The organism is Paracoccus sp. ME4, assembly GCF_046736325.1.
Classification (GTDB): domain Bacteria; phylum Pseudomonadota; class Alphaproteobacteria; order Rhodobacterales; family Rhodobacteraceae; genus Paracoccus.
Genome location: NZ_CP151276.1, coordinates 2,747,261 through 2,765,058 on the forward strand (window position 1 = coordinate 2,747,261; position 17,798 = coordinate 2,765,058).

Genomic DNA, 17,798 nt, shown 5'->3' on the forward strand with positions numbered 1-17,798 from the left:
GTTAGACCGGTGCCGCGGCGCGGGTCCAGTCCCCCCGCGCATGGCCCGACCAGAAGCGGCGCATCAGCAGGACCGCCGCGACCGTCAGCCCGACGCAGAGGCCCAGCCACAGCCCCGCCGGGCCGAAGCCTAGGGGAAAGGCCAGCGCCCAGGCCACCGGCATGCCCACGACCCAGTAGCTGAAGCCCGCGATCCACATCGGCACGCGCGTGTCCTGCACCCCGCGCAGGAAGCCCAGGGCGATGACCTGGAAGGCGTCGGTCAGCTGGAACAGCGCGGCATACATCAGGAGCGTCGCGCCAAGCGCCACGATCTGCGGCGCCTGCGGATCGGTCGGGTCCAGATAGAGCCGCACCAGCTGTTCGGAGAACAGCAGATAGAGGGCGATGAACACGACCGAGAAGGCCAGCGACATCCAGACGACCGTCAGCGCCGCGTCGCGCATCCAGCCGCGATCGCCGCGCCCCATGGCCTGCCCGACCCGCACCGTCGCGGCGTTGGAAAGGCCCAGATGCGCCATGAAGGTGATCGCGGTGATCTGCAGCGCGATGCCGTGGGCTGCCAGCTGCTGCGTGCCGATCCAGCCCATCATGACGTTGGAGGCCACGAACAGCCCGCCCTCGGCCACCATGGTCAGGCCGATGGGCCAGCCGATCCGGGCGACCTGGCCCATGGCCTGCCAGTCGGGGCGCCAGAAGCGCTGGAACAGCCGGTACTGCCGCGCCGCGGGCAGCCAGGCGGCATAGGCCGCCAGCAGCACCAGCTGAACCACCTGCACCGTCACGCTGGCAATCGCCGCGCCCTGCACGCCCAGTTCGGGCGCGCCCAGATTGCCGAAGATCAGCACCCAGTTCAGGGCCAGGTTCAGTGGCAGCCCCGCCAGCGTCACCCACATCACGACCTGCGTCCGCTCCAGCGCGGCCAGGTAGGAGGAAAGGGTCAGCTGTCCCAGCACCACCGCCAGGCCCCAGCCCGCGATGCGCAGGTAATCCTGCGCCAGGGCCGCGACCACGGGCGACTGGCCCAGGCCCAGCAGGATCGGCTCGGAGACCCACATCAGCGGCATCATCGCAAGGCCAAAGCCCGCCGACAGCCACAGCGCCATGCGCGCGCCGCGCCGGACCTCGGTCTGGCGCCCGGCGGAGACATGGGCCGCGATCAGGCCCAGGACGCCCGTGCCGAAGCCCATGCCCAGGAAGAACAGGATGTGGAAGAAGCTGGTCGCGATGACCAGGGCCGCCAGCGGCTCGATGCCGTACCAGCCGACCATGACCGTGTCGCCCACCCCGATGGCCATGCGGGCCAGGTGGCTGCCGATCAGCGGCAGGCCCAACGACAGGGTCGCAAGAACATGGGGGCGATATTTTCCGTGCATGGCATCGCCATATCCGGGCGCGGGGGATGCGGCAAGGGGGCTGTTGCACGTCATGCAAGGGGTGTGACGCTTGCCGCCCCTGCCCCCATCTGCGATAGATCGCGCGACCCCCCAGCCATGAGGCCCCGCATGAGCTTTCGCGCCCGCCACCTTCTGGGCATCGACCATCTCAGGCCCGACGAGATCGTCACCCTGCTGGATCTGGCCGAGGACTATGTCAGCCTGAACCGCCGCACGGTGAAGCATTCCGACGCCCTGGCCGGGATGACCCAGATCAACATGTTCTTCGAGAACTCCACCCGCACCCAGGCCAGCTTCGAACTGGCGGGCAAGCGGCTCGGGGCGGACGTGATGAACATGGCCGTCGCGCAGTCCTCGGTGAAGAAGGGCGAGACGCTGATCGACACCGCGTTGACGCTGAACGCGATGCAGCCCGACCTGCTGGTGGTGCGCCACCCCCATTCCGGGGCGGTGAACCTGCTGGCGGAAAAGGTGAACTGCGCGGTCATCAATGCGGGCGACGGGCGGCACGAACATCCGACGCAGGCCCTGCTGGACGCGCTGACCATCCGCCGCGCCAAGGGGCGGCTGCAGCGGCTGACCATCGCCATCTGCGGCGACATCGCCCACAGCCGCGTGGCCCGGTCGAACCTGATCCTGCTGGGCAAGATGGAGAACCGCATCCGCCTGATCGGCCCCGCGACCCTGATGCCTGCGGGCGTCGCGGACATGGGGGTCGAACTCTCCGAGGACATGCGCGAGGGGCTGAAGGGCGCCGATGTCGTCATGATGCTGCGCCTGCAGAAGGAGCGGATGGACGGCGGGTTCATCCCGTCCGAACGCGAATATTTCCACCGCTTCGGGCTGGACGCGGAAAAGCTGGCCTTGGCCGCGCCCGACGCGATCGTCATGCATCCGGGTCCCATGAACCGGGGCGTCGAGATCGACGGCACCATCGCCGACGACATCAACCGCAGCGTCATCCAGGACCAGGTCGAGATGGGCGTCGCCGTCCGCATGGCCGCCCTGGACCTGCTGGCCCGCAACCTGCGCGCCAGCCGTGGCCGCGCCGCCGCCGGAGAGGCCTGATGGACCTGATCTTCCGCAACGCCCGCCTGATCGACCCCGAGGCCCAGACCGAGGATCTGGGCAGCCTGCGCGTCACCGACGGCCGCATCGCCGGACGCGGCGCGCCCGAGGAACCCGCCCCCGAAGGCGCGACCGTCATCGACTGCCGCGGCCGCGCGCTGGCCCCCGGCCTGATCGACTGGGGCGTCAAGATCGGAGAGCCGGGCGAACGCCACAAGGAAAGCTTCCGCAGCGCGGGCCGCGCGGCGGCGGCGGGCGGCGTCACCACGATCATCGCGCGTCCCGACACCACGCCCCCCATCGACACGCCCGAGGCGCTGGAATTCGTCGCCCGCCGCGCCGTCGATGCGCCGGTGAACATCCGCCACATGGCCGCCCTGACCAAGGCCCGCGAGGGCCGCGAGATGGTCGAGATCGGCTTTCTGACCGATCTGGGCGCGGCGGCCTTCACCGACGGCGTGCGCGTCGTGCGGGATGCCAAGCTGCTGGGCCGCTGCATGAGCTATGCGCGCGGTCTGGACGCGCTGATCGTGGGCCATCCGCAGGACCCGTCCCTGTCGGCGGGGGCTGCGGCCACCAGCGGCAAGTTCGCCTCCCTCTACGGCATCCCCGCCGTGTCCCCCATGGCCGAGGTGATGGGCCTGGACCGCGACCTGGCCCTGGTCGCGATGACGCGCGGGCGCTATCACGCCGACCAGATCACCGTGGCCGCCAGCCTGCCGGCCTTGGCGCGGGCGCGCGATGCGGGGCTGGACGTGACGGCGGGGATCTCGATCCACCACCTGACGCTGAACGAGTTCGACGTGGGCGACTACCGCACCTTCTTCCGCTTCACGCCCCCCCTGCGGTCCGAGGATGACCGTCTGTCCATGGTCGATGCCGTGGCCCAGGGTCTGATCGACACCATCGCCAGCTTCCACACGCCCCAGGACGAGGAATCCAAACGCCTGCCCTTCGAGGCCGCCGCCCCCGGCGCCGTGGGCCTGCAGACCCTGCTGCCTGCGGCCCTGCGCCTGTATCACCAGGGCGGCCTGACCCTGCCCCAGCTGTTCCGCGCCATGGCGCTGAACCCCGCGCGCAGGCTGGGCCTCTCGGCGGGTCGCCTGTCCGACGGCGCCCCCGCCGATCTGGTGCTGTTCGACCCCGACGCGCCCTTCGTTCTGGACCGCTTCGCGCTTTTGTCCAAATCGAAGAACACCCCCTTTGACGGCGCGCGAATGCAGGGCCGCGTCCTGGGCACCTGGGTCGCAGGCACCCCCGTCTTCGGAGACCACGCATGATCCTCTGGGCGATCTTCGGCTATCTTCTGGGCTCTGTCCCCTTCGGCCTCGTCATCACGCGTGCCCTGGGCCTGGGCGATCTGCGCCAGATCGGGTCCGGCAACATCGGCGCGACCAACGTTCTGCGGACGGGCAACAAGGGCGCCGCGCTGGCCACGCTGCTGCTGGATTCGGGCAAGGGTGCCATCGCCGTCCTGCTGGCCCGCCATTTCGGCGGAGAGGCCGCCGCGATCCTGGCCGGCGGCGCGGCCTTCCTGGGTCACTGCTTCCCGGTCTGGCTGGGCTTTCGGGGCGGCAAGGGCGTGGCGACCTTCCTCGGCACGCTGATCGCGCTGGCCTGGCCGGTGGGGCTGGCCGCCTGCGGGCTCTGGGCGCTGACGGCGGCGGTCACGCGCATCTCCAGCCTCTCGGCGCTTGTCGCGGCGGTGCTGTCGCCCGCCGTGGCGCTGTGGGGTCTGGGCCGGGGCGACATCGCCGCCGTCGCGGCCTTCATGGCGGTGCTGATCCTGATCCGCCACCACGCCAACATCCGCCGCCTGCTGGACGGCAGCGAACCCCGGATCGGCCGAAAGTAGCGCGCCTCAGCGGCGCGCGACCAGCATCGGCGCCCCGCTGCGCGTCGCGCGCAGGGGCGGTCCCTGACGGGGACGCTCGGGCATGTCGGGCTCCGCCATCTCGACGGCGGCGGCCTCGGGCGCCGCCTCGACGAGGGCCTCAGCCGCCACCGGCACGCCCCGCCGCAGAGACACCGCGATCGAGACCAGCGCCAGCGCGATCGTCGCCAGCAGGATCAGCGCCACGAGACCCAGCAGTCCCAGGGCGATCGGCATCGGCGGCACGCCCTCCGCCTGACGCAGGATCCGCACGACCAGCACCAACAGCGCCAGGACGCCCAGACCGAAGACCCCGGCCACCATCCGCCCAAACCAGACCAGACTGTCCGCCCGCATTTCCTGCCCCTTGCCTTTGAAACCTTTGCGATCCCCGTGCCACCATGGATGGGCCGGATCAAGCCGCCGCCGCGCGCAGCCCGCTCACCTTGTCGTGCGCCGCGCCGCCGGTCCGCGCGACGCCGCAGGGGGGTGCGGGGGGACGCGCAGTCCCCCCGCCACGCCGCGGGACGCAAGCGGCACCCCGCCCGCGGCCCGATCCGTCAGTAGGAGTACTCGTCGTAGATGCGGCCCAGATCGCCGCCCCAGACTCCGTGATACTTCTCCAGCAACTCATCCGCAGGCACCTTGCCGCTGTCCACGCTCTCCTTCAGCGCGTTCAGGAAATGCGTCTCGTCGGGGACCAGCCCGTCATTGCCCGACCGGCCGCGCGCCTTCAGCCCGCCCTCGGCGATGGCCAGGACCTCGCGGGCTAGATCGTGCATTCGCACGCCCCCCGCCTCGGCCTGCAGCCCGTCGCGGCCCGCGGCCACCCGCAGTCCCTCGCGGGTCTCGGCGTCCCAGCCCTTGATCAGGTCGGTCGCCGCATCCAGCGCGCCCTGGTCATAGGTCAGCCCGACCCACAGCGCCGGCAGCGCGCACAGACGCCGCCACGGCCCGCCATCGGCGCCGCGCATCTCGATGTACTTCTTGACCCGCGCCTCGGGAAAGACGGTGGTCATGTGGTCGGCCCAGTCCGACAGGGTCGGCACCTCGCCCGGCAGGGCCGGCAGCCGGCCCTCCAGGAAATCGCGGAAGCTCTGGCCCAGGGCATCGATGTACTTGCCGTCGCGATAGACGAAATACATCGGCACGTTCAGCACGTAATCGACCCAGGCCTCGTATCCGAACCCGTCCTCGAAGACGAAGGGCAGCATGCCGGTCCGCGCCGCATCCAGGTTCTGCCAGATATGCGCGCGCCAGGATTTCATGCCGTTGGGCTTGCCGTCCAGGAAGGGCGAATTGGCGAACAGCGCGGTGGCCACCGGCTGCAGCGCCAGCGCCACGCGCATCTTCTGGACCATGTCGGCCTCGGAGGCGAAATCCAGGTTCACCTGCACCGTGCAGGTCCGGTACATCATCTGCGTGCCAAGCGTGCCGACCCGGCCCATGTAATCGGTCATCAGCCGATAGCGCCCCTTGGGCATCATCGGCATGTCGCCCTGACCCCAGATCGGCGCGGCGCCCAGCCCGATGAAGCCCGCGCCGATATCGGCGGCGACGGCCTCGACCTCGGCCAGATGGCCGTTCACCTCGTCGCAGGTCTGGTGGATCGTCTCCAGCGGCGCGCCGGACAGCTCCAGCTGGCCGCCCGGCTCCAGGCTGATGTTCGCGCCGTCGCGCTCCAGCCCGATCAGCTTGCCGGCCTCCAGGACCGGGCTCCAGTTGAAGCGGTCGCGCAACCCCTCCAGCATGGCCGTGATCGAGGCCTCCCCCTCGTAGGGCAGCGGCATCTTGCGGGCATCGTCATAGCCGAACTTCTCGTGCTCGACGCCGATGCGCCAGGCCGATTTCGGCTTCTCGCCGCTGGCGATATAGGCCGCCAGCTGGTCGCGATGTTCGATGGGGCCTCCGCCCTGCTGTGGAATGGACATGGGCAGCGAGGCCTTTCAAGGGTTTCCGGTCGGTCACAGGTGGCAATGCGGGCGGGCCAAGTCAAGTCGCCTCAGCCCGGCCTCCGCCAAACGGTGCGCATGGCGTCCTGCTGGCGGGCGACCTGCGCCAGCGCCGCGGACACCGCGCCCATGTCCAGCCCCGGCAGCGCGGTGAAGGCATCGGCCAGCGCCCCGGCCCCCGCCGCATCCGCGGGGATCAGCAGCGCCTGCCCGTCCTGGCTGCGCAGCCGCCAATGGGCGCGCCCCTCCAGCCGCAGCAGGCGGATCTCCACCAGGTCGCGCAGGGGGATCTCTCCGCCCCGGTCGGTCGCGCCGTAATAGCGCACCGCCCCCTCGACGATCTCGACCAGTCCGGGGGCCGCGACGGCGCGGCGGAAGGGCGTGCGGCGCAGCGCGCCCAGGGCCAGGCTGCCCGCGACCAGCGCCCCGCCCCCGCCCACGACCGCGAAGAACCAGCCGCCGCGCAGCGCCAGCCACAGCGCCGCCAGCGTCAGGGCCGCGAACACGATCAGTTCGGCATGCCGGCCCATCCGGTCACGCAGCTCGGGGCGGATCATCGCGTCCGCGCGCAGGGGGGCATGGGGCTCACCACCGGCTCAGCGCGTCCTCGTCCTCGGGGCGGGCCTCGACCCATGCGGTGGCGCCGTCCCGCGCCACATGCCGCTTCCAGAAGGGGGCGCGGGATTTCAGCCAGTCCATCAGGAACTCGGCCCCCTCGAAGGCGGCGCGGCGATGGCGGGCGGCGGTGGCGACCATCATGATCGGGTCGCCGACCGGGATGCGGCCGTGGCGATGCACGATCCGCCAGTCGGACAGCCCGAAGCGCGCGGCCGCATTCTGCCCGAATTCGCTCAGCGCGCGTTCGGTCATGCCGGGATAATGCTCGATCTCCAGCGCGGCCAGGGTGCCGCCCTCGTCCCTCACGATGCCGGTGAAGGTCACGACCGCGCCCGCCCCCGCGCCGAAATCCCGCAGTTCGGCGGCCATGTCGAAGGGGTCGGACTGCACGCGGGCGGTCATCAGCCGCCCGTCATCGGCGGAAAGAAGGCCACCTCGCGCGCGCCAGCCAAGGGCGCGTCCAGATCGGTCAGCCGCTGGTCGACGGCACAGCGCAGCGCGGCCATGTCCGCGAAGGCCGCCGCATGGCTCTCGGACCGGGCGACCAGTTCGGCGATCAGCGCGCGGGGCGTCGGGGCGTCGGTCTGCACGGTCTCGCGCGGCTGGCCCACGCGTTCGCGCAGCCAGGCGAAATACAGGACCTCAACCGTCATGGCGCGGCTCGCGCAGGAAGGGCAGCGCCTTGACGAAATAGTCCCAGCCCGTCCAGGCCGTCAGCGCCGCCGCGATCCAGATCAGCGTCAGCCCGACATGCGTGGCCATGGCGGCCCAGCTGCCCGACCAGACCAGCCCCGTCTCGCCCACGCGCGGCGCACCGCCGGATTCGACGTAGGCCAGCCCCGTGCCCAGGAACAGGACCGAGATGGCGACCATCTGCAGGGTCGTCTTCCATTTGGCCAGCTTGGTCACCGCCAGCAGGCGCGACTTGTCGCCCAGATACTCGCGCAGGCCCGACACGAAGACCTCGCGGAACAGGATGATCGTCACCGGCAGGATCAGCCACGGGTTCATGCCCGAATAGCCGGTGATGACGACCAGGGCGATCACCACCATGGCCTTGTCCGCGATGGGGTCCATGGCCGCGCCGAAGCGGCTCTCCTGCTTCCAGGCGCGGGCCAGATAGCCGTCTATCCAGTCGGTGATCGCCGCCCCCATGAACAGCGCCAGCGCCGCCCAATCGGCCCAGGGGCGTTGGAAATACAGGAACATCAGCGGGACCCCGGGGGCCGCCAGCAGACGCAGAAGGGTCAGGACATTCGGAAGGTTCCAGCGCATGTCGGCACGCTAGTCCCTGCCGCGACGGTTGGAAAGGCCCAAGCGTCGCCCCGACGCAGCCGTGATCGCTTGCCTCTCAATCGACCGGCCCTCAGCCGCGCGCGTTGAAATGGTCGTGGACCTTCTGCGCGATCGCCGCGGATATGCCCTCGACCGCCTGCAGGTCGGCCAGACCGGCGCGGCCCACCGCCTTGGCGCTGCCGAAATGGGCCAGCAGGGCGCGCTTGCGCGCGGCGCCGATGCCCGCGATCTCGTCCAGGGGGTTGGCCATCTGCGACTTGGCCCGGCGCGCGCGGTGGGTCCCGATGGCCCACCGGTGCGCCTCGTCGCGCAGCCGCTGGACGAAGTACAGGACCGGATCGTTCATGCGCAGCGCGAAGGGGCGCTGGCCGGTGCGGTGGAACTCCTCCTTGCCGTGGTCGCGGTCCTGGCCCTTGGCGACGCCGATCATCGGGATGTCCTCGACGCCCAGCTCGGCCATGATCTCGTGGACGGCGCTGACCTGCCCCGCGCCGCCGTCGATCAGCAGCAGGTCGGGCCAGGCCTCGGTCTGACGGTCCGGGTCGTCCTTCAGCAGGCGGGTGAAGCGGCGCGTCAGCACCTCTTTCATCATGCCGAAGTCGTCGCCGGGGGTGATCTCGGTGCCCTTGATGTTGAACTTGCGGTACTGGCTCTTCATCCAGCCCTCGGGCCCGGCCACGATCATGCCGCCGACCGCATTGGTGCCCATGATGTGGCTGTTGTCATAGACCTCGATCCGGCGCGGGGGCGCGGGCAGCTCGAACGCGTCGGCCAGACCCTCCAGCAGGCGCAGCTGGGTCGCGCTTTCGGACATGCGCCGCGCCAGGCTCTCGCGCGCGTTGCGCAGCGCGTTGGTGACCAAGTCCGATTTCTCTCCGCGCAGCGGCACGGCCACCTCGACCTTGCGGCGGGCGCGTTCGGACAGGACCTCGGCGATCAGGTCGGGATCCTCGGGCGGGTGCGACAGCAGGATCTGCCGGGGCGGCGGGGTGTTGTCGTAGAACTGCAGCAGGAAGGCCTGCATCACCTCCTCCGCCCCCTCGGCCCCGCCCAGCCTGGGATAGAAGTCGCGGTTGCCCCAGCTTTGGTTGCCGCGGATGAAGAAGACCTGCACGCAGGCCTGCCCGCCCTCCATGTGCAGGGCCACGATATCGGCCTCGGCCACGCCCTTGGGGTTGATCGCCTGCACCGACTGCACCGCCGTCAGCGCCTTGATGCGGTCGCGCAGGGCCGCGGCGCGCTCATACTCCATGTTCTCGGCGGCCTGGGCCATCTCGCGGGCCAGATCGGCCTGGATGGTGGTCGTCTTGCCCTGCAGGAAGCGTTCCGCGTCATTGACCAGCGCATTGTAGTCGGGCGCGCTGATGCGCCCGGTGCAGGGCGCGCTGCAGCGCTTGATCTGGAACAGCAGGCAGGGACGGGTGCGGCTCTCGAACACGCTGTCGGTGCAGTTCCTGAGCAGGAAGACGCGCTGCAGCTGGGTCAGGGTGCGGTTCACCGCGCCTGCGCTGGCGAAGGGGCCGTAATAGTCGCCCTTCTCGGTCTTGGCGCCGCGATGCTTCTTGATCTGCGGATAGGCGTGGGACTTGGCCACCAGGATGTTCGGAAACGACTTGTCGTCGCGCAGAAGCACGTTGTAGCGCGGCTTCAGCTGCTTGATCAGGTTCTGCTCCAGCAGCAGCGCCTCGGTCTCGGTGTTGGTGGTCAGGAACATCATCGAGGCCGTCTCGCGGATCATCCGCGCGATGCGCCCCGAATGGCCCGAGGGCCGGGCATAGTTCGACACCCGCGCCCGCAGGTCGCGCGCCTTGCCGACATACAGCACCGCCTGCTGGGCATCCAGCATGCGATAGACGCCGGGACTGCTGTCCAGCGTGCGGAGGTAATCCTGGATGAGGGCGTGGCCGGTTTTCTGGGTCATGATGCCTAGGTGGTGATTCTGTCCCCCGCTGCAAGTTTGCGGGGCCAAGCGCAACCGTTAAGCTTTCCACGGAATCTGTGGATAATCCTGTGGGCGGGCTGTGAGGATGGCCCTCCGGGGCCAGCAATCGTTACAGTTCCGTGAATTTGCCCTTATTTTAGGCACAAACCAATGCCCTTGTTTTTGTTCGATTTTATTGTTGAACGACGTGGATTGACGGAAATATCCCGCCAAATCCGCATGTTGTGCAACAGCTCGGTCATGGGGTGGACAAATGTCGCCGAAGGGCCGGATCGGTCCTATTCCGGTCCCAGCACATCCGGCGTGCGCCAGCCCAGATGCTGGCCCCCGTCGACACAGATCAGCTGTCCCGTGACCGCCCGCGCGGTCAGGAAATAGGCCAGCGCATCGGTGATGCCCTTCGGGTCGGCCCCCCGGTTCAGGACCGTGGCCCGGCGCTGTGCGGCGAAATGCGCCGCGCTCTGTCGCGCGCCCTGCAGGGTGGGGCCGGGGCCGATCGCGTTCACGCGCACATGCGGCGCGAGGCCCTGCGCGGCGGTCCGGGTCAGCGACCACAGCGCCGCCTTGGCGATGGAATAGGTCATGAATTCCGGCGTGGGCTTCAGCACCCGCTGATCGACCATGTTCACGACCAGGCAGCGGGCCTGCGGCTCGCCACTCTCGTCGGGCAGGGCCTTGGGGGCCTGCGCGGCGAAGGCCTGGATCAGCTGGAACGGGGCGCGCAGGTTAGAACCCAGATGCCGGTCCCAGCCCTCCATTGTGGCGGTCGCGATGCTGTCATATTCAAAGATCGAGGCGTTGTTCACCAGCACCGTCAGCGGCCCCATCGCCGCCGCGACCTCGGGGATCAGGGCGGCGGTGCGGTCCGCATCCAGTAGGTCGGCCCTGAAGGTCTCGGCCCGGACGCCCAGGGCACGCGCCTCGGCGGCGGTCGCCTCGGCCTCCTCGGCAGAGCTTGCGTAGTGGATGGCGACGTCATGGCCGTGGCGCGCCAGCTCCAGCACCATGGCGCGGCCCAGCCTGCGCGCGCCCCCGGTGACCAGCGCGACGCCCTGCGTCACAGCAGCACCCAGACATAGACGCCATAGGCCGCGATGAAGGCAGCACCCACCACCCGCGTCACGTTGACCGCGCGGAACAGGAAGGGCCACAGCAGCAGCGCCGCCGCCAGCATGACCCACAGATCCAGGCGCAGCATCTCGGGCGGGACCGGCAGCGGTGCGATCAGCGTGGTGATGCCCAGGATGCCCAGGATGTTGAAGATGTTCGAGCCGACGACGTTGCCCAAGGCCATGTCCGCCCGCCCCTTCAGTGCCGAGGCGACCGAGGCCGCCATCTCGGGCAGCGAGGTGCCGACGGCGACCAGGGTCAGGCCGATCACGGTCTCGCTGATGCCGAAGGCGCGCGCGATCTCGGTCGCGCCGCCGACCAGCAGGTTCGCGCCCACCGGCAGCAGCACCAGCCCCAGCCCCAGCCAGATCAGGATGCGCGCCCAGCCCGCGCCCGCGGTCTGGCCGCCGATCTCGTCACCGTCGGACCGGCCGGTGGACAGCTGGCGCCACAGCACCGCCGCCATGGCCAGCAGCAGGATCACCCCGCCGATGCGGCCGATCTGCCCGGTCATCGCCAGTGCGATCAGCAGGACGGAGGCGCCGATCATCATCATCCAGCTTTCGCGCAGGTCGTGCCCCTTGGTCACGATGACCGAGATCAGCGCCGTGACCCCCAGAATCACCAGCACGTTGGCGGTGTTCGAGCCGACGACATTGCCCATGGCGATGCCGCTGGACCCCTGCAGCGCGGCCGAGACCGACACCAGCAGTTCGGGCGCCGAGGTGCCGAAGGCCACCACGGTCAGGCCGACCACCAGGGGCGTCATGCCCAGCTTCAGCGACAGGCCCACGGCCCCCTTGACCAGCAGGTCACCCCCCGCCACCAGCAGCGCAAGGCCCCCCAGGACCAGCAGAATTTCAACGATCACGACGGTCGATCCCCAATATCCTCAGAACGGCCCGCCGGAAGCCGGGGCCGGTCAGCACCGCCACCACCACCATCACCAGCAGGAACAGGACGACGACGCGCAGCATCATCCGCGGGTTCCGAAGCGCTGGAACGCGGCGCGATCCTCGGCCGCGTCCAGCAGCATGTCCGCCGACAGACCCAGACGCCGCAGCAGGGGTCGGCGCATGCCGTGCACCTCCATGCGGATCTTGTCGCCGTAAAGCGCCTTGAGATGCGGCACCATGTGCCCGATGCCGTCCGCCAGCCCCAGCCTCACCGCCTCGCGGCCGGCCCAGAAGGCGCCGGTGAACAGGTCCTGATCCGCGGCCAGCCGGGTGCCGCGACGGGCGCGGACGTGATCCTTGAAGGCCTCGTGGATCGGCCCCAGGATGGTGTGCAGGCGGGCCACGTCCTCCGCGCTCTGGGGACGGAACGGGTCCAGGGTCGACTTGGATTCGCCCGCCGTGTGCACGCGACGCTCGATCCCCCAGCGGTCGATCAGCTGGTGGAACCCGAAGCCCGCCGAGATCACCCCGATCGAGCCCAGGATCGAGCTGTCATCGGCCCAGATGTCATCGGCCGCGCAGGCCAGCCAGTATCCGCCCGAGGCCGCCACATCCTCGACGAAGGCGTGGACCGGGATGTCGGTCTCGTCCGCCAGACGCCGGATGCGCGCCGCGATCAGCGAGGACTGCACCGGAGAGCCGCCCGGCGAATTGATCGCCAGCGCCACGGCCAGCGGCTTGCCGCGGCGGAAGGCCCGCTCGATCACCGGGGCCAGGGCCGCATCGTTCAGCCCGCCCCCGCGACCGGCGCCGCCGATGGTGCCGGACAGGCGGATGACCGCGACGCGCGGCTTGCGGGAGATCAGGCGGGAGATCACTGGAATACGCATGGCCTACAGATAGGCCGGGCGCGGGCACCCCACAAGGCGACAGATCGACACGCGCGTCAGGACGCGGCCTCGCGGATGGTGTCGCCGGGCAGGAAGGTCGGCGTCAGCGCGATGATGCGGTCCTCGGGTGCAGCGTCCTTGCCGGACACCAGCCGGGCCGCGCGCCGGCCCACGTCGACGCGGCGCGCATCGGTGGTGGCCAGGCGCATCGGCAGCCCGTCCAGCAGGTCGACCCCGTTGAAGCCGGCCAGCCCGATCCGCCCCGGAATGTCATAGCCCCGGTCGATGCAGTGCAGCAGCCCCCCTGCCCCGATCATGTCGTTCGAGAAATAGAGGAAATCCAGGTCCGGCGCGCGGGCCAGGATGCGCTCGGTCAGCTCGCGCCCCTTCAGCAGCGACGATCCGCCCTGATAGTATTCGCGCGCCTCCAGCTGGACCCCGGCCAGGCCCAGACCCTCCTCGAAGCCCAGCAGGCGTTTGCGGGCGCGGTGGTCCTCGGGCATGTGCGTGCCGACGAAGCCGATGCGCCGATAGCCCGCCGCCAGGATGCGCGCCGCCATCTCGCGCCCCGCGCGGATATGCGAGATGCCCACCAGCGTGTCGATGCCCTCGCCGTCGACATCCATGATCTCGACCACCGGCAGGCCCGAGTTCTGCAGCATCGCCCGCGACGCGCGGCTGTGCTCCAGCCCCGCCAGGATCACCCCCGAGGGCCGCCAGGACAGCATGTCGTAAAGCACCATCTCCTCGCGCGCAGGAGAGTAGTTGGTGACCCCGATCACCGGCTGCAGCCCGGTATCGTCCAGCTCGGCCGAGATGCCGCCCAGCACGTCCGGAAAGACCAGGTTCGACAGGGACGGGATGACGACCGCCACCAGGTTGACGCGCTGGCTGGCCAGCCCGCCCGCGATCTTGTTGGGCACATAGCCCAGCGTCTTGGCCGCGGTCAGGACCTTCTCGCGCGTCGCCGCCGACACGTCGCCGCGGTTGCGCAGCACGCGGCTGACGGTCATCTCCGACACGCCCGACGCCTCCGAGACGTCACGAAGGGTCAGCGGGCGGCGGGGACGGATGGGCAGCATGGGCAGGCTCCTGAGCCGGGACACCCGATGTTAGCGAAGGACAGCGCCGCCCACAACCGCCCCCCGATCGCCGCCTTGCCAAAGGCCCCGTCCAGCCGCTAAAGCTGTCGCCGACGGCCCCGTGGCTCAACTGGATAGAGCAGCCCCCTCCTAAGGGGCAGGTTACAGGTTCGAGTCCTGTCGGGGTCACCAACAATTACTGGAGTTTTTGATTCTCTGGGGTTTGCTTTCTGGTTCGTTGAACCAAAGCAGGTCCGGAAAGCTCCAGCGCATCGGCCGCGCTGCGCAGGTATTCGGGTGAAAAGCGAGCATAGGTCGACCGCGTGATCGCCGGGTTTGTGTGCCCGAGATACTGCGCGATCTCCTCCATCGCCACCCCCGCCTCCGCCATCAGGCGACCTGCCGTGCGGCGCAGATCGTGCGGGGTGCAGTGGTCAATCCCAGCCCGCTTCACCGCAGCGTTGAAGCCCGTCTTGATCGACCGACATGACGCCCGCCCCACTCGATGACATATCTCGACAGCGCGGCCTCGTGCGCCGCCTGCAGGGCGGCCATCAGCGTGTCGTTGATCGGCACTGTGGCGCGGCCCTTCCGCGGGCCGATGTCGTTGGTCGCCAGCTTGATCACCCGCCGGTCCAAGTCGACACGATCCCATGTCAACTCAAGCAGCGCACCGATGCGTCCCGCCGTGGTGACCATCAGCAGGATCGCCAGCCGGATGTGCGGGTCGCCGGCCGCCGCCAGGAGGCGCGCGACCTCCTCCCGGTCCAGATAGCGCTCGCGCGGCGGTGGGGTCTGCGGCATCTCGATGCGCGGCGCACTGCGAATTAGCTTGGCCTTTACGCCCCAGGACAGCGCGGTGCGCAGGCATCCCAGCTCGGTGCGGATCGTGGCATCCCTGCGTCCCTGCGCACGCCGCGCGGCGATGAACCGACGGCAGTCTTCAACCGTTATCTGGTCAGGGGTCAGGTGCCCGACTACGGGAAGAACGTTCTTTCCGACCTGGGCTAGGCTCCAGACCCATTGATTTCATGCTTTTCACGTGATTCAGGCTCCTCAAGGAGACCTGATCGATGAGTAATCTTTACTGGCTGAGCGACGCCCAGATGGAGCGTCTGAAACCGTTCTTTCCCAAAAGCCCTGGCAAGCCCCGCGTCGATGATCGCCGTGTCCTCAGCGGCATAATCTTCATCAATCGCAATGGGTTGCGGTGGTGTGACGCGCCGAAGGAATACGGCCCGGCCAAAACCCTCTACAACCGCTGGAAGCGCTGGAGCGACAACGGGGTTTTTGCCCGGATCATGGTCGGCCTTGCCGCCGAGAGCGCCGAGCACAAGACGATCATGATCGACGCGACCTATCTCAAGGCACACCGCACGGCCTCAAGCCTTGGGGTGAAAAAGGGGGGCGCGGGCGCCAGATCGGGCGCACCAAAGGCGGTATGAACACCAAGTTGCACGCTGTCGCCGATGCCAACGGGCGGCCGATCGGGTTCTTCATGTCGGCCGGCCAGGTCAGCGATTACACCGGCGCGGCGGCGCTGCTGGGCAGCCTGCCGAAGGCTGGGTGGCTTCTGGCCGACAGGGGCTACGACGCTGATTGGTTCAGAGACGCGTTGAAAGACAAGGGGATAAAGGTTTGCATCCCCGGACGGAAGTCCCGCAAGAAGGTCGTCAAATACGACAAGCGGCGTTACAAAAGGCGTAACCGCATCGAAATCATGTTCGGGCGTCTGAAGGACTGGAGGCGCGTCGCAACCCGTTATGACCGCTGCCCGGAAACGTTCTTCTCAGCTATTATGCTCGCCGCAACCGTCTTGTTCTGGCTGTGAAACTCAATGAGTCTGGAGCCTAAGGTCATGCCGGTCCGCACGGGTCAGTGACCGACCTGCGGCGTCAGATGGCCTGCCGGGAGGAACGGCTTCAGCCGCTCCATCCGACCGTCGGTCACGGCACCTCCGTGACGATCTTGACCCGCGGCGTGCCTCTCCATCAGCCGATACGACTGCGATGACGAACCTCTACGGGATCTCGATCTTGCCGACCAAGGGCAGGTCGTCGCTCGGGCCGACGGTATGGCGCTCGATCATGCGGTGGACCAGCGGGTCGCCCTCGCCTCGGTGCAGGGCGCGCAGGGCAACGGCGACCTCGGCATCGGATTTCGTGCGGCGCAGGTTGTGGCGGACATATTCATCCCATGTGGCGATGTGATAGCTCTCGCTCCACTGGTCGGGATGCTCCAGGTCGCGCAGCAGCGCCCAATTGCGGGCCCCGTCGCGGCGGCGGATGGCGCGGCGGCGCTGCATCAGGCGCAGGAACTCGGGCACGTCGGGCTGATCGATGCGATAGTCGACCATGACCATGATCGGCCCCGACCGGCCGCGCAGGTCCAGCATCAGCGCCGGTTCGCGGAAGCGGTTGACGGGGTCCAGATCGACCGCCCCGAATTCGGGCGCGCGCAGCCAGATGCCGATGACGGCGCCGATCAGCAGGACCACCCCCGCCGTGGTCAGCGCGACGTCGAGACCCTGTGCGCCCGCGACCATGCCCCAGATCCAGGCCCCTGCCGCCATGCCGCCGAAGGTCGCCATCTGATAGAGCGCCAGCGCGCGCGCCACGACCCATCGCGGCGTCGAGAGTTGCACCGTGACGTTGAACAGCGACAGCGCCAGCACCCAGGACGCGCCCGCCGGCAGCATCGCCAGCGCGTGCAGCCAGACCGATTCCGTCTGGCCCAGCACCAATGCCGCCAGCGCAAAGCCCGCGAAGGCCATGCGCACCACGTTCTCGTTGTCCAGCCGGGCGCGGATGCGCGGGTTCAGCAGCGCCCCCGCGATCGCCCCCACCCCGTAGCAGCCCAGAAGTCCCCCGAACAGCAGCGAGCCGCCCTCGGGATGGCTTTTCGCCACCAGCGGCAGCAGAGCCAGAACCGCGATGGCGGCAAAGCCGAACAGCGCGCCGCGGGTCAGCACCCTGAGCAGGTTCGGCGACAGCGCGACATAGCGCAGCCCTGCCCCCATCGCGGCCAGGAAGGGCTCGGGCGTGGTGACCCGGGGGGCCACATGCGGCTTCCATCGCGCCATCACCCCCAGAAGCGGCAGATAGCTGAGCGCGTTGACAGCAAAGGCCGCCGACGCCCCGAGGGTCGCGACGATCAAGCCGCCCGCCGCCGGGCCCACGCTGCGCATCAGGTTGAAGCCGACGGAGTTCAGGCTGACCGCCGCCGGCAGGTCCTTGCGCGCGACCAGATCGCCCATGCTGGCCTGCCAGGGCGGGTTGTAGACCGCCTGCCCCGCGCCCAGAAGGAAGGTGAAGGCCAACAGCATCCACGGCGTCAGCCCGCCCGTCCAGGCCGCGGCTGCCAAAGCCAGCGACACGGCCGCCATGAACAGCAGCGACCCCATCAGCAGCGTCTTGCGGTCGATGATGTCGGCCAGCGCCCCCGACGCGATGGCCAGCAGCATGATCGGCAGCGTGTTCGACGCCTGCACCAGCGCGATCAGCGTCGCGTTGTCGGTCAGCTGCGTCATCAGCCAGGCCGCGCCCACCGCCTGCACCAGGCCGCCGAAATTCGACACCAGCGTCGCGCTCCACAGCAGGCGGAAGTCGCGATAGCCCAAGGGCGCCAGCGCCCCCTGGCGGCGCGGCGGGGCGGTATCTTCGGGCGTCTGGTCCT

General features: G+C 69.2%; 19 protein-coding genes and 1 tRNA gene. 5 read left to right on the top strand and 15 right to left on the bottom strand.

Going from position 1 to position 17,798, the window contains the following annotated elements:
- Window position 1: 1 nt before the first annotated feature.
- Window positions 2-1,375: an MATE family efflux transporter gene (locus AACG61_RS14010; protein WP_411837716.1), complete on the bottom strand. Its 1,374-nt coding sequence runs from the start codon at window positions 1,373-1,375 to the stop codon at window positions 2-4.
- Window positions 1,376-1,504: 129 nt separating this feature from the next.
- Here AACG61_RS14010 and AACG61_RS14015 point away from each other — a divergent pair, with 129 nt between their 5' ends.
- From AACG61_RS14015 to plsY, 3 genes are read left to right on the top strand one after another with little or no spacing between them, the layout of a single operon-like run.
- Entirely contained in the window at window positions 1,505-2,464 is a 960-nt protein-coding gene (locus AACG61_RS14015; protein WP_411837717.1) for an aspartate carbamoyltransferase catalytic subunit, read from the top strand.
- Window positions 2,464-3,744 (top strand): dihydroorotase, encoded by a 1,281-nt coding sequence (gene pyrC / locus AACG61_RS14020; protein ID WP_411837718.1) that lies wholly within the window; start codon window positions 2,464-2,466, stop codon window positions 3,742-3,744. The genes AACG61_RS14015 and pyrC overlap by 1 nt, the downstream gene beginning before the upstream one ends.
- A complete protein-coding gene (plsY, locus tag AACG61_RS14025) occupies window positions 3,741-4,319 on the top strand; it encodes a glycerol-3-phosphate 1-O-acyltransferase PlsY (protein ID WP_411837719.1) in 579 nt (192 codons plus the stop codon). The genes pyrC and plsY overlap by 4 nt, the downstream gene beginning before the upstream one ends.
- A gap of 6 nt (window positions 4,320-4,325) precedes the next feature.
- On the opposite strand, the gene AACG61_RS14030 is transcribed toward plsY, so the two are convergent.
- The 11 genes from AACG61_RS14030 to AACG61_RS14080 form a co-directional block, all read right to left on the bottom strand.
- Window positions 4,326-4,694 carry a hypothetical protein gene (locus AACG61_RS14030; protein ID WP_411837720.1) on the bottom strand — a complete coding sequence of 123 codons (369 nt, stop codon included), beginning with the start codon at window positions 4,692-4,694 and terminating at the stop codon, window positions 4,326-4,328.
- A gap of 203 nt (window positions 4,695-4,897) precedes the next feature.
- Window positions 4,898-6,268: a glutamate--cysteine ligase gene (locus tag AACG61_RS14035; protein WP_411837721.1), complete on the bottom strand. Its 1,371-nt coding sequence runs from the start codon at window positions 6,266-6,268 to the stop codon at window positions 4,898-4,900.
- 71 nt (window positions 6,269-6,339) lie between these two features.
- The gene (locus tag AACG61_RS14040) at window positions 6,340-6,846 is read right to left on the bottom strand and encodes a hypothetical protein (protein WP_411837722.1); all 507 of its coding nucleotides are present in this window, start codon (window positions 6,844-6,846) and stop codon (window positions 6,340-6,342) included.
- Window positions 6,847-6,874: 28 nt separating this feature from the next.
- Entirely contained in the window at window positions 6,875-7,309 is a 435-nt protein-coding gene (locus AACG61_RS14045) for a molybdenum cofactor biosynthesis protein MoaE (RefSeq protein WP_411837723.1), read from the bottom strand.
- On the bottom strand, window positions 7,309-7,560 hold the full coding sequence (gene moaD, locus AACG61_RS14050; protein ID WP_411837724.1) for a molybdopterin converting factor subunit 1: 252 nt from the start codon (window positions 7,558-7,560) through the stop codon (window positions 7,309-7,311). Before moaD ends, AACG61_RS14045 begins: the two co-directional genes overlap by 1 nt.
- On the bottom strand, window positions 7,550-8,182 hold the full coding sequence (pgsA, locus tag AACG61_RS14055; protein WP_411837725.1) for a CDP-diacylglycerol--glycerol-3-phosphate 3-phosphatidyltransferase: 633 nt from the start codon (window positions 8,180-8,182) through the stop codon (window positions 7,550-7,552). The genes moaD and pgsA overlap by 11 nt, the downstream gene beginning before the upstream one ends.
- 91 nt (window positions 8,183-8,273) lie before the next feature.
- Window positions 8,274-10,124 (bottom strand): excinuclease ABC subunit UvrC, encoded by a 1,851-nt coding sequence (gene uvrC, locus AACG61_RS14060; protein WP_411837726.1) that lies wholly within the window; start codon window positions 10,122-10,124, stop codon window positions 8,274-8,276.
- 299 nt (window positions 10,125-10,423) lie between these two features.
- Window positions 10,424-11,152 carry an SDR family oxidoreductase gene (locus AACG61_RS14065; RefSeq protein WP_411839532.1) on the bottom strand — a complete coding sequence of 243 codons (729 nt, stop codon included), beginning with the start codon at window positions 11,150-11,152 and terminating at the stop codon, window positions 10,424-10,426.
- A gap of 50 nt (window positions 11,153-11,202) precedes the next feature.
- Complete coding sequence (locus AACG61_RS14070) at window positions 11,203-12,126, bottom strand: calcium/sodium antiporter (protein WP_411837727.1); 924 nt, start codon at window positions 12,124-12,126, stop codon at window positions 11,203-11,205.
- A 105-nt stretch (window positions 12,127-12,231) separates the two neighbouring features.
- A complete protein-coding gene (locus AACG61_RS14075) occupies window positions 12,232-13,041 on the bottom strand; it encodes a S49 family peptidase (RefSeq protein WP_411837728.1) in 810 nt (269 codons plus the stop codon).
- A gap of 56 nt (window positions 13,042-13,097) precedes the next feature.
- Window positions 13,098-14,123 (bottom strand): LacI family DNA-binding transcriptional regulator, encoded by a 1,026-nt coding sequence (locus AACG61_RS14080; RefSeq protein WP_411837729.1) that lies wholly within the window; start codon window positions 14,121-14,123, stop codon window positions 13,098-13,100.
- Between the two features lie 115 nt (window positions 14,124-14,238).
- On the opposite strand from AACG61_RS14080, the gene AACG61_RS14085 reads away from it, so the two are divergent.
- Window positions 14,239-14,315, top strand: a tRNA-Arg gene (locus AACG61_RS14085).
- Between the two features lie 4 nt (window positions 14,316-14,319).
- Here the strand turns inward: AACG61_RS14085 and AACG61_RS14090 are convergent.
- Both AACG61_RS14090 and AACG61_RS14095 read right to left on the bottom strand, forming a co-directional pair.
- Complete coding sequence (locus AACG61_RS14090) at window positions 14,320-14,625, bottom strand: tyrosine-type recombinase/integrase (protein ID WP_411837730.1); 306 nt, start codon at window positions 14,623-14,625, stop codon at window positions 14,320-14,322.
- A complete protein-coding gene (locus tag AACG61_RS14095; protein WP_411837731.1) occupies window positions 14,574-14,927 on the bottom strand; it encodes a tyrosine-type recombinase/integrase in 354 nt (117 codons plus the stop codon). The genes AACG61_RS14090 and AACG61_RS14095 overlap by 52 nt, the downstream gene beginning before the upstream one ends.
- A 269-nt stretch (window positions 14,928-15,196) precedes the next feature.
- Between AACG61_RS14095 and AACG61_RS14100 the strand changes: the two genes are divergently transcribed.
- Window positions 15,197-15,954 (top strand): IS5-like element ISPaes2 family transposase gene (locus tag AACG61_RS14100; protein ID WP_411837732.1). Its coding sequence is split into 2 segments (ribosomal slippage): window positions 15,197-15,521 and window positions 15,521-15,954, totalling 759 coding nucleotides; the frame shifts between segments, so codons are not numbered across the junction.
- 189 nt (window positions 15,955-16,143) lie between these two features.
- On the opposite strand, the gene AACG61_RS14105 is transcribed toward AACG61_RS14100, so the two are convergent.
- Complete coding sequence (locus tag AACG61_RS14105; RefSeq protein ID WP_411839533.1) at window positions 16,144-17,751, bottom strand: MFS transporter; 1,608 nt, start codon at window positions 17,749-17,751, stop codon at window positions 16,144-16,146.
- Between the last annotated feature and the right edge of the window lie 47 nt (window positions 17,752-17,798).

Excerpts from the sequence above, each read along its gene's own strand:
- AACG61_RS14015 (WP_411837717.1), top strand. The coding sequence starts at position 1,505 with ATGAGCTTTCGCGCCCGCCACCTTCTGGGCATCGACCATCTCAGGCCC.
- AACG61_RS14075 (WP_411837728.1), bottom strand. The coding sequence starts at position 13,041 with ATGCGTATTCCAGTGATCTCCCGCCTGATCTCCCGCAAGCCGCGCGTC.
- AACG61_RS14035 (WP_411837721.1), bottom strand. The coding sequence starts at position 6,268 with ATGTCCATTCCACAGCAGGGCGGAGGCCCCATCGAACATCGCGACCAG.
- AACG61_RS14030 (WP_411837720.1), bottom strand. The coding sequence starts at position 4,694 with ATGCGGGCGGACAGTCTGGTCTGGTTTGGGCGGATGGTGGCCGGGGTC.
- pyrC (WP_411837718.1), top strand. The coding sequence starts at position 2,464 with ATGGACCTGATCTTCCGCAACGCCCGCCTGATCGACCCCGAGGCCCAG.
- AACG61_RS14095 (WP_411837731.1), bottom strand. The coding sequence starts at position 14,927 with ATGCCGCAGACCCCACCGCCGCGCGAGCGCTATCTGGACCGGGAGGAG.
- pgsA (WP_411837725.1), bottom strand. The coding sequence starts at position 8,182 with ATGCGCTGGAACCTTCCGAATGTCCTGACCCTTCTGCGTCTGCTGGCG.
- AACG61_RS14010 (WP_411837716.1), bottom strand. The coding sequence starts at position 1,375 with ATGCACGGAAAATATCGCCCCCATGTTCTTGCGACCCTGTCGTTGGGC.
- AACG61_RS14040 (WP_411837722.1), bottom strand. The coding sequence starts at position 6,846 with ATGATCCGCCCCGAGCTGCGTGACCGGATGGGCCGGCATGCCGAACTG.
- AACG61_RS14080 (WP_411837729.1), bottom strand. The coding sequence starts at position 14,123 with ATGCTGCCCATCCGTCCCCGCCGCCCGCTGACCCTTCGTGACGTCTCG.
- AACG61_RS14045 (WP_411837723.1), bottom strand. The coding sequence starts at position 7,309 with ATGACCGCCCGCGTGCAGTCCGACCCCTTCGACATGGCCGCCGAACTG.
- uvrC (WP_411837726.1), bottom strand. The coding sequence starts at position 10,124 with ATGACCCAGAAAACCGGCCACGCCCTCATCCAGGATTACCTCCGCACG.
- moaD (WP_411837724.1), bottom strand. The coding sequence starts at position 7,560 with ATGACGGTTGAGGTCCTGTATTTCGCCTGGCTGCGCGAACGCGTGGGC.
- plsY (WP_411837719.1), top strand. The coding sequence starts at position 3,741 with ATGATCCTCTGGGCGATCTTCGGCTATCTTCTGGGCTCTGTCCCCTTC.
- AACG61_RS14065 (WP_411839532.1), bottom strand. The coding sequence starts at position 11,152 with ATGGTGCTGGAGCTGGCGCGCCACGGCCATGACGTCGCCATCCACTAC.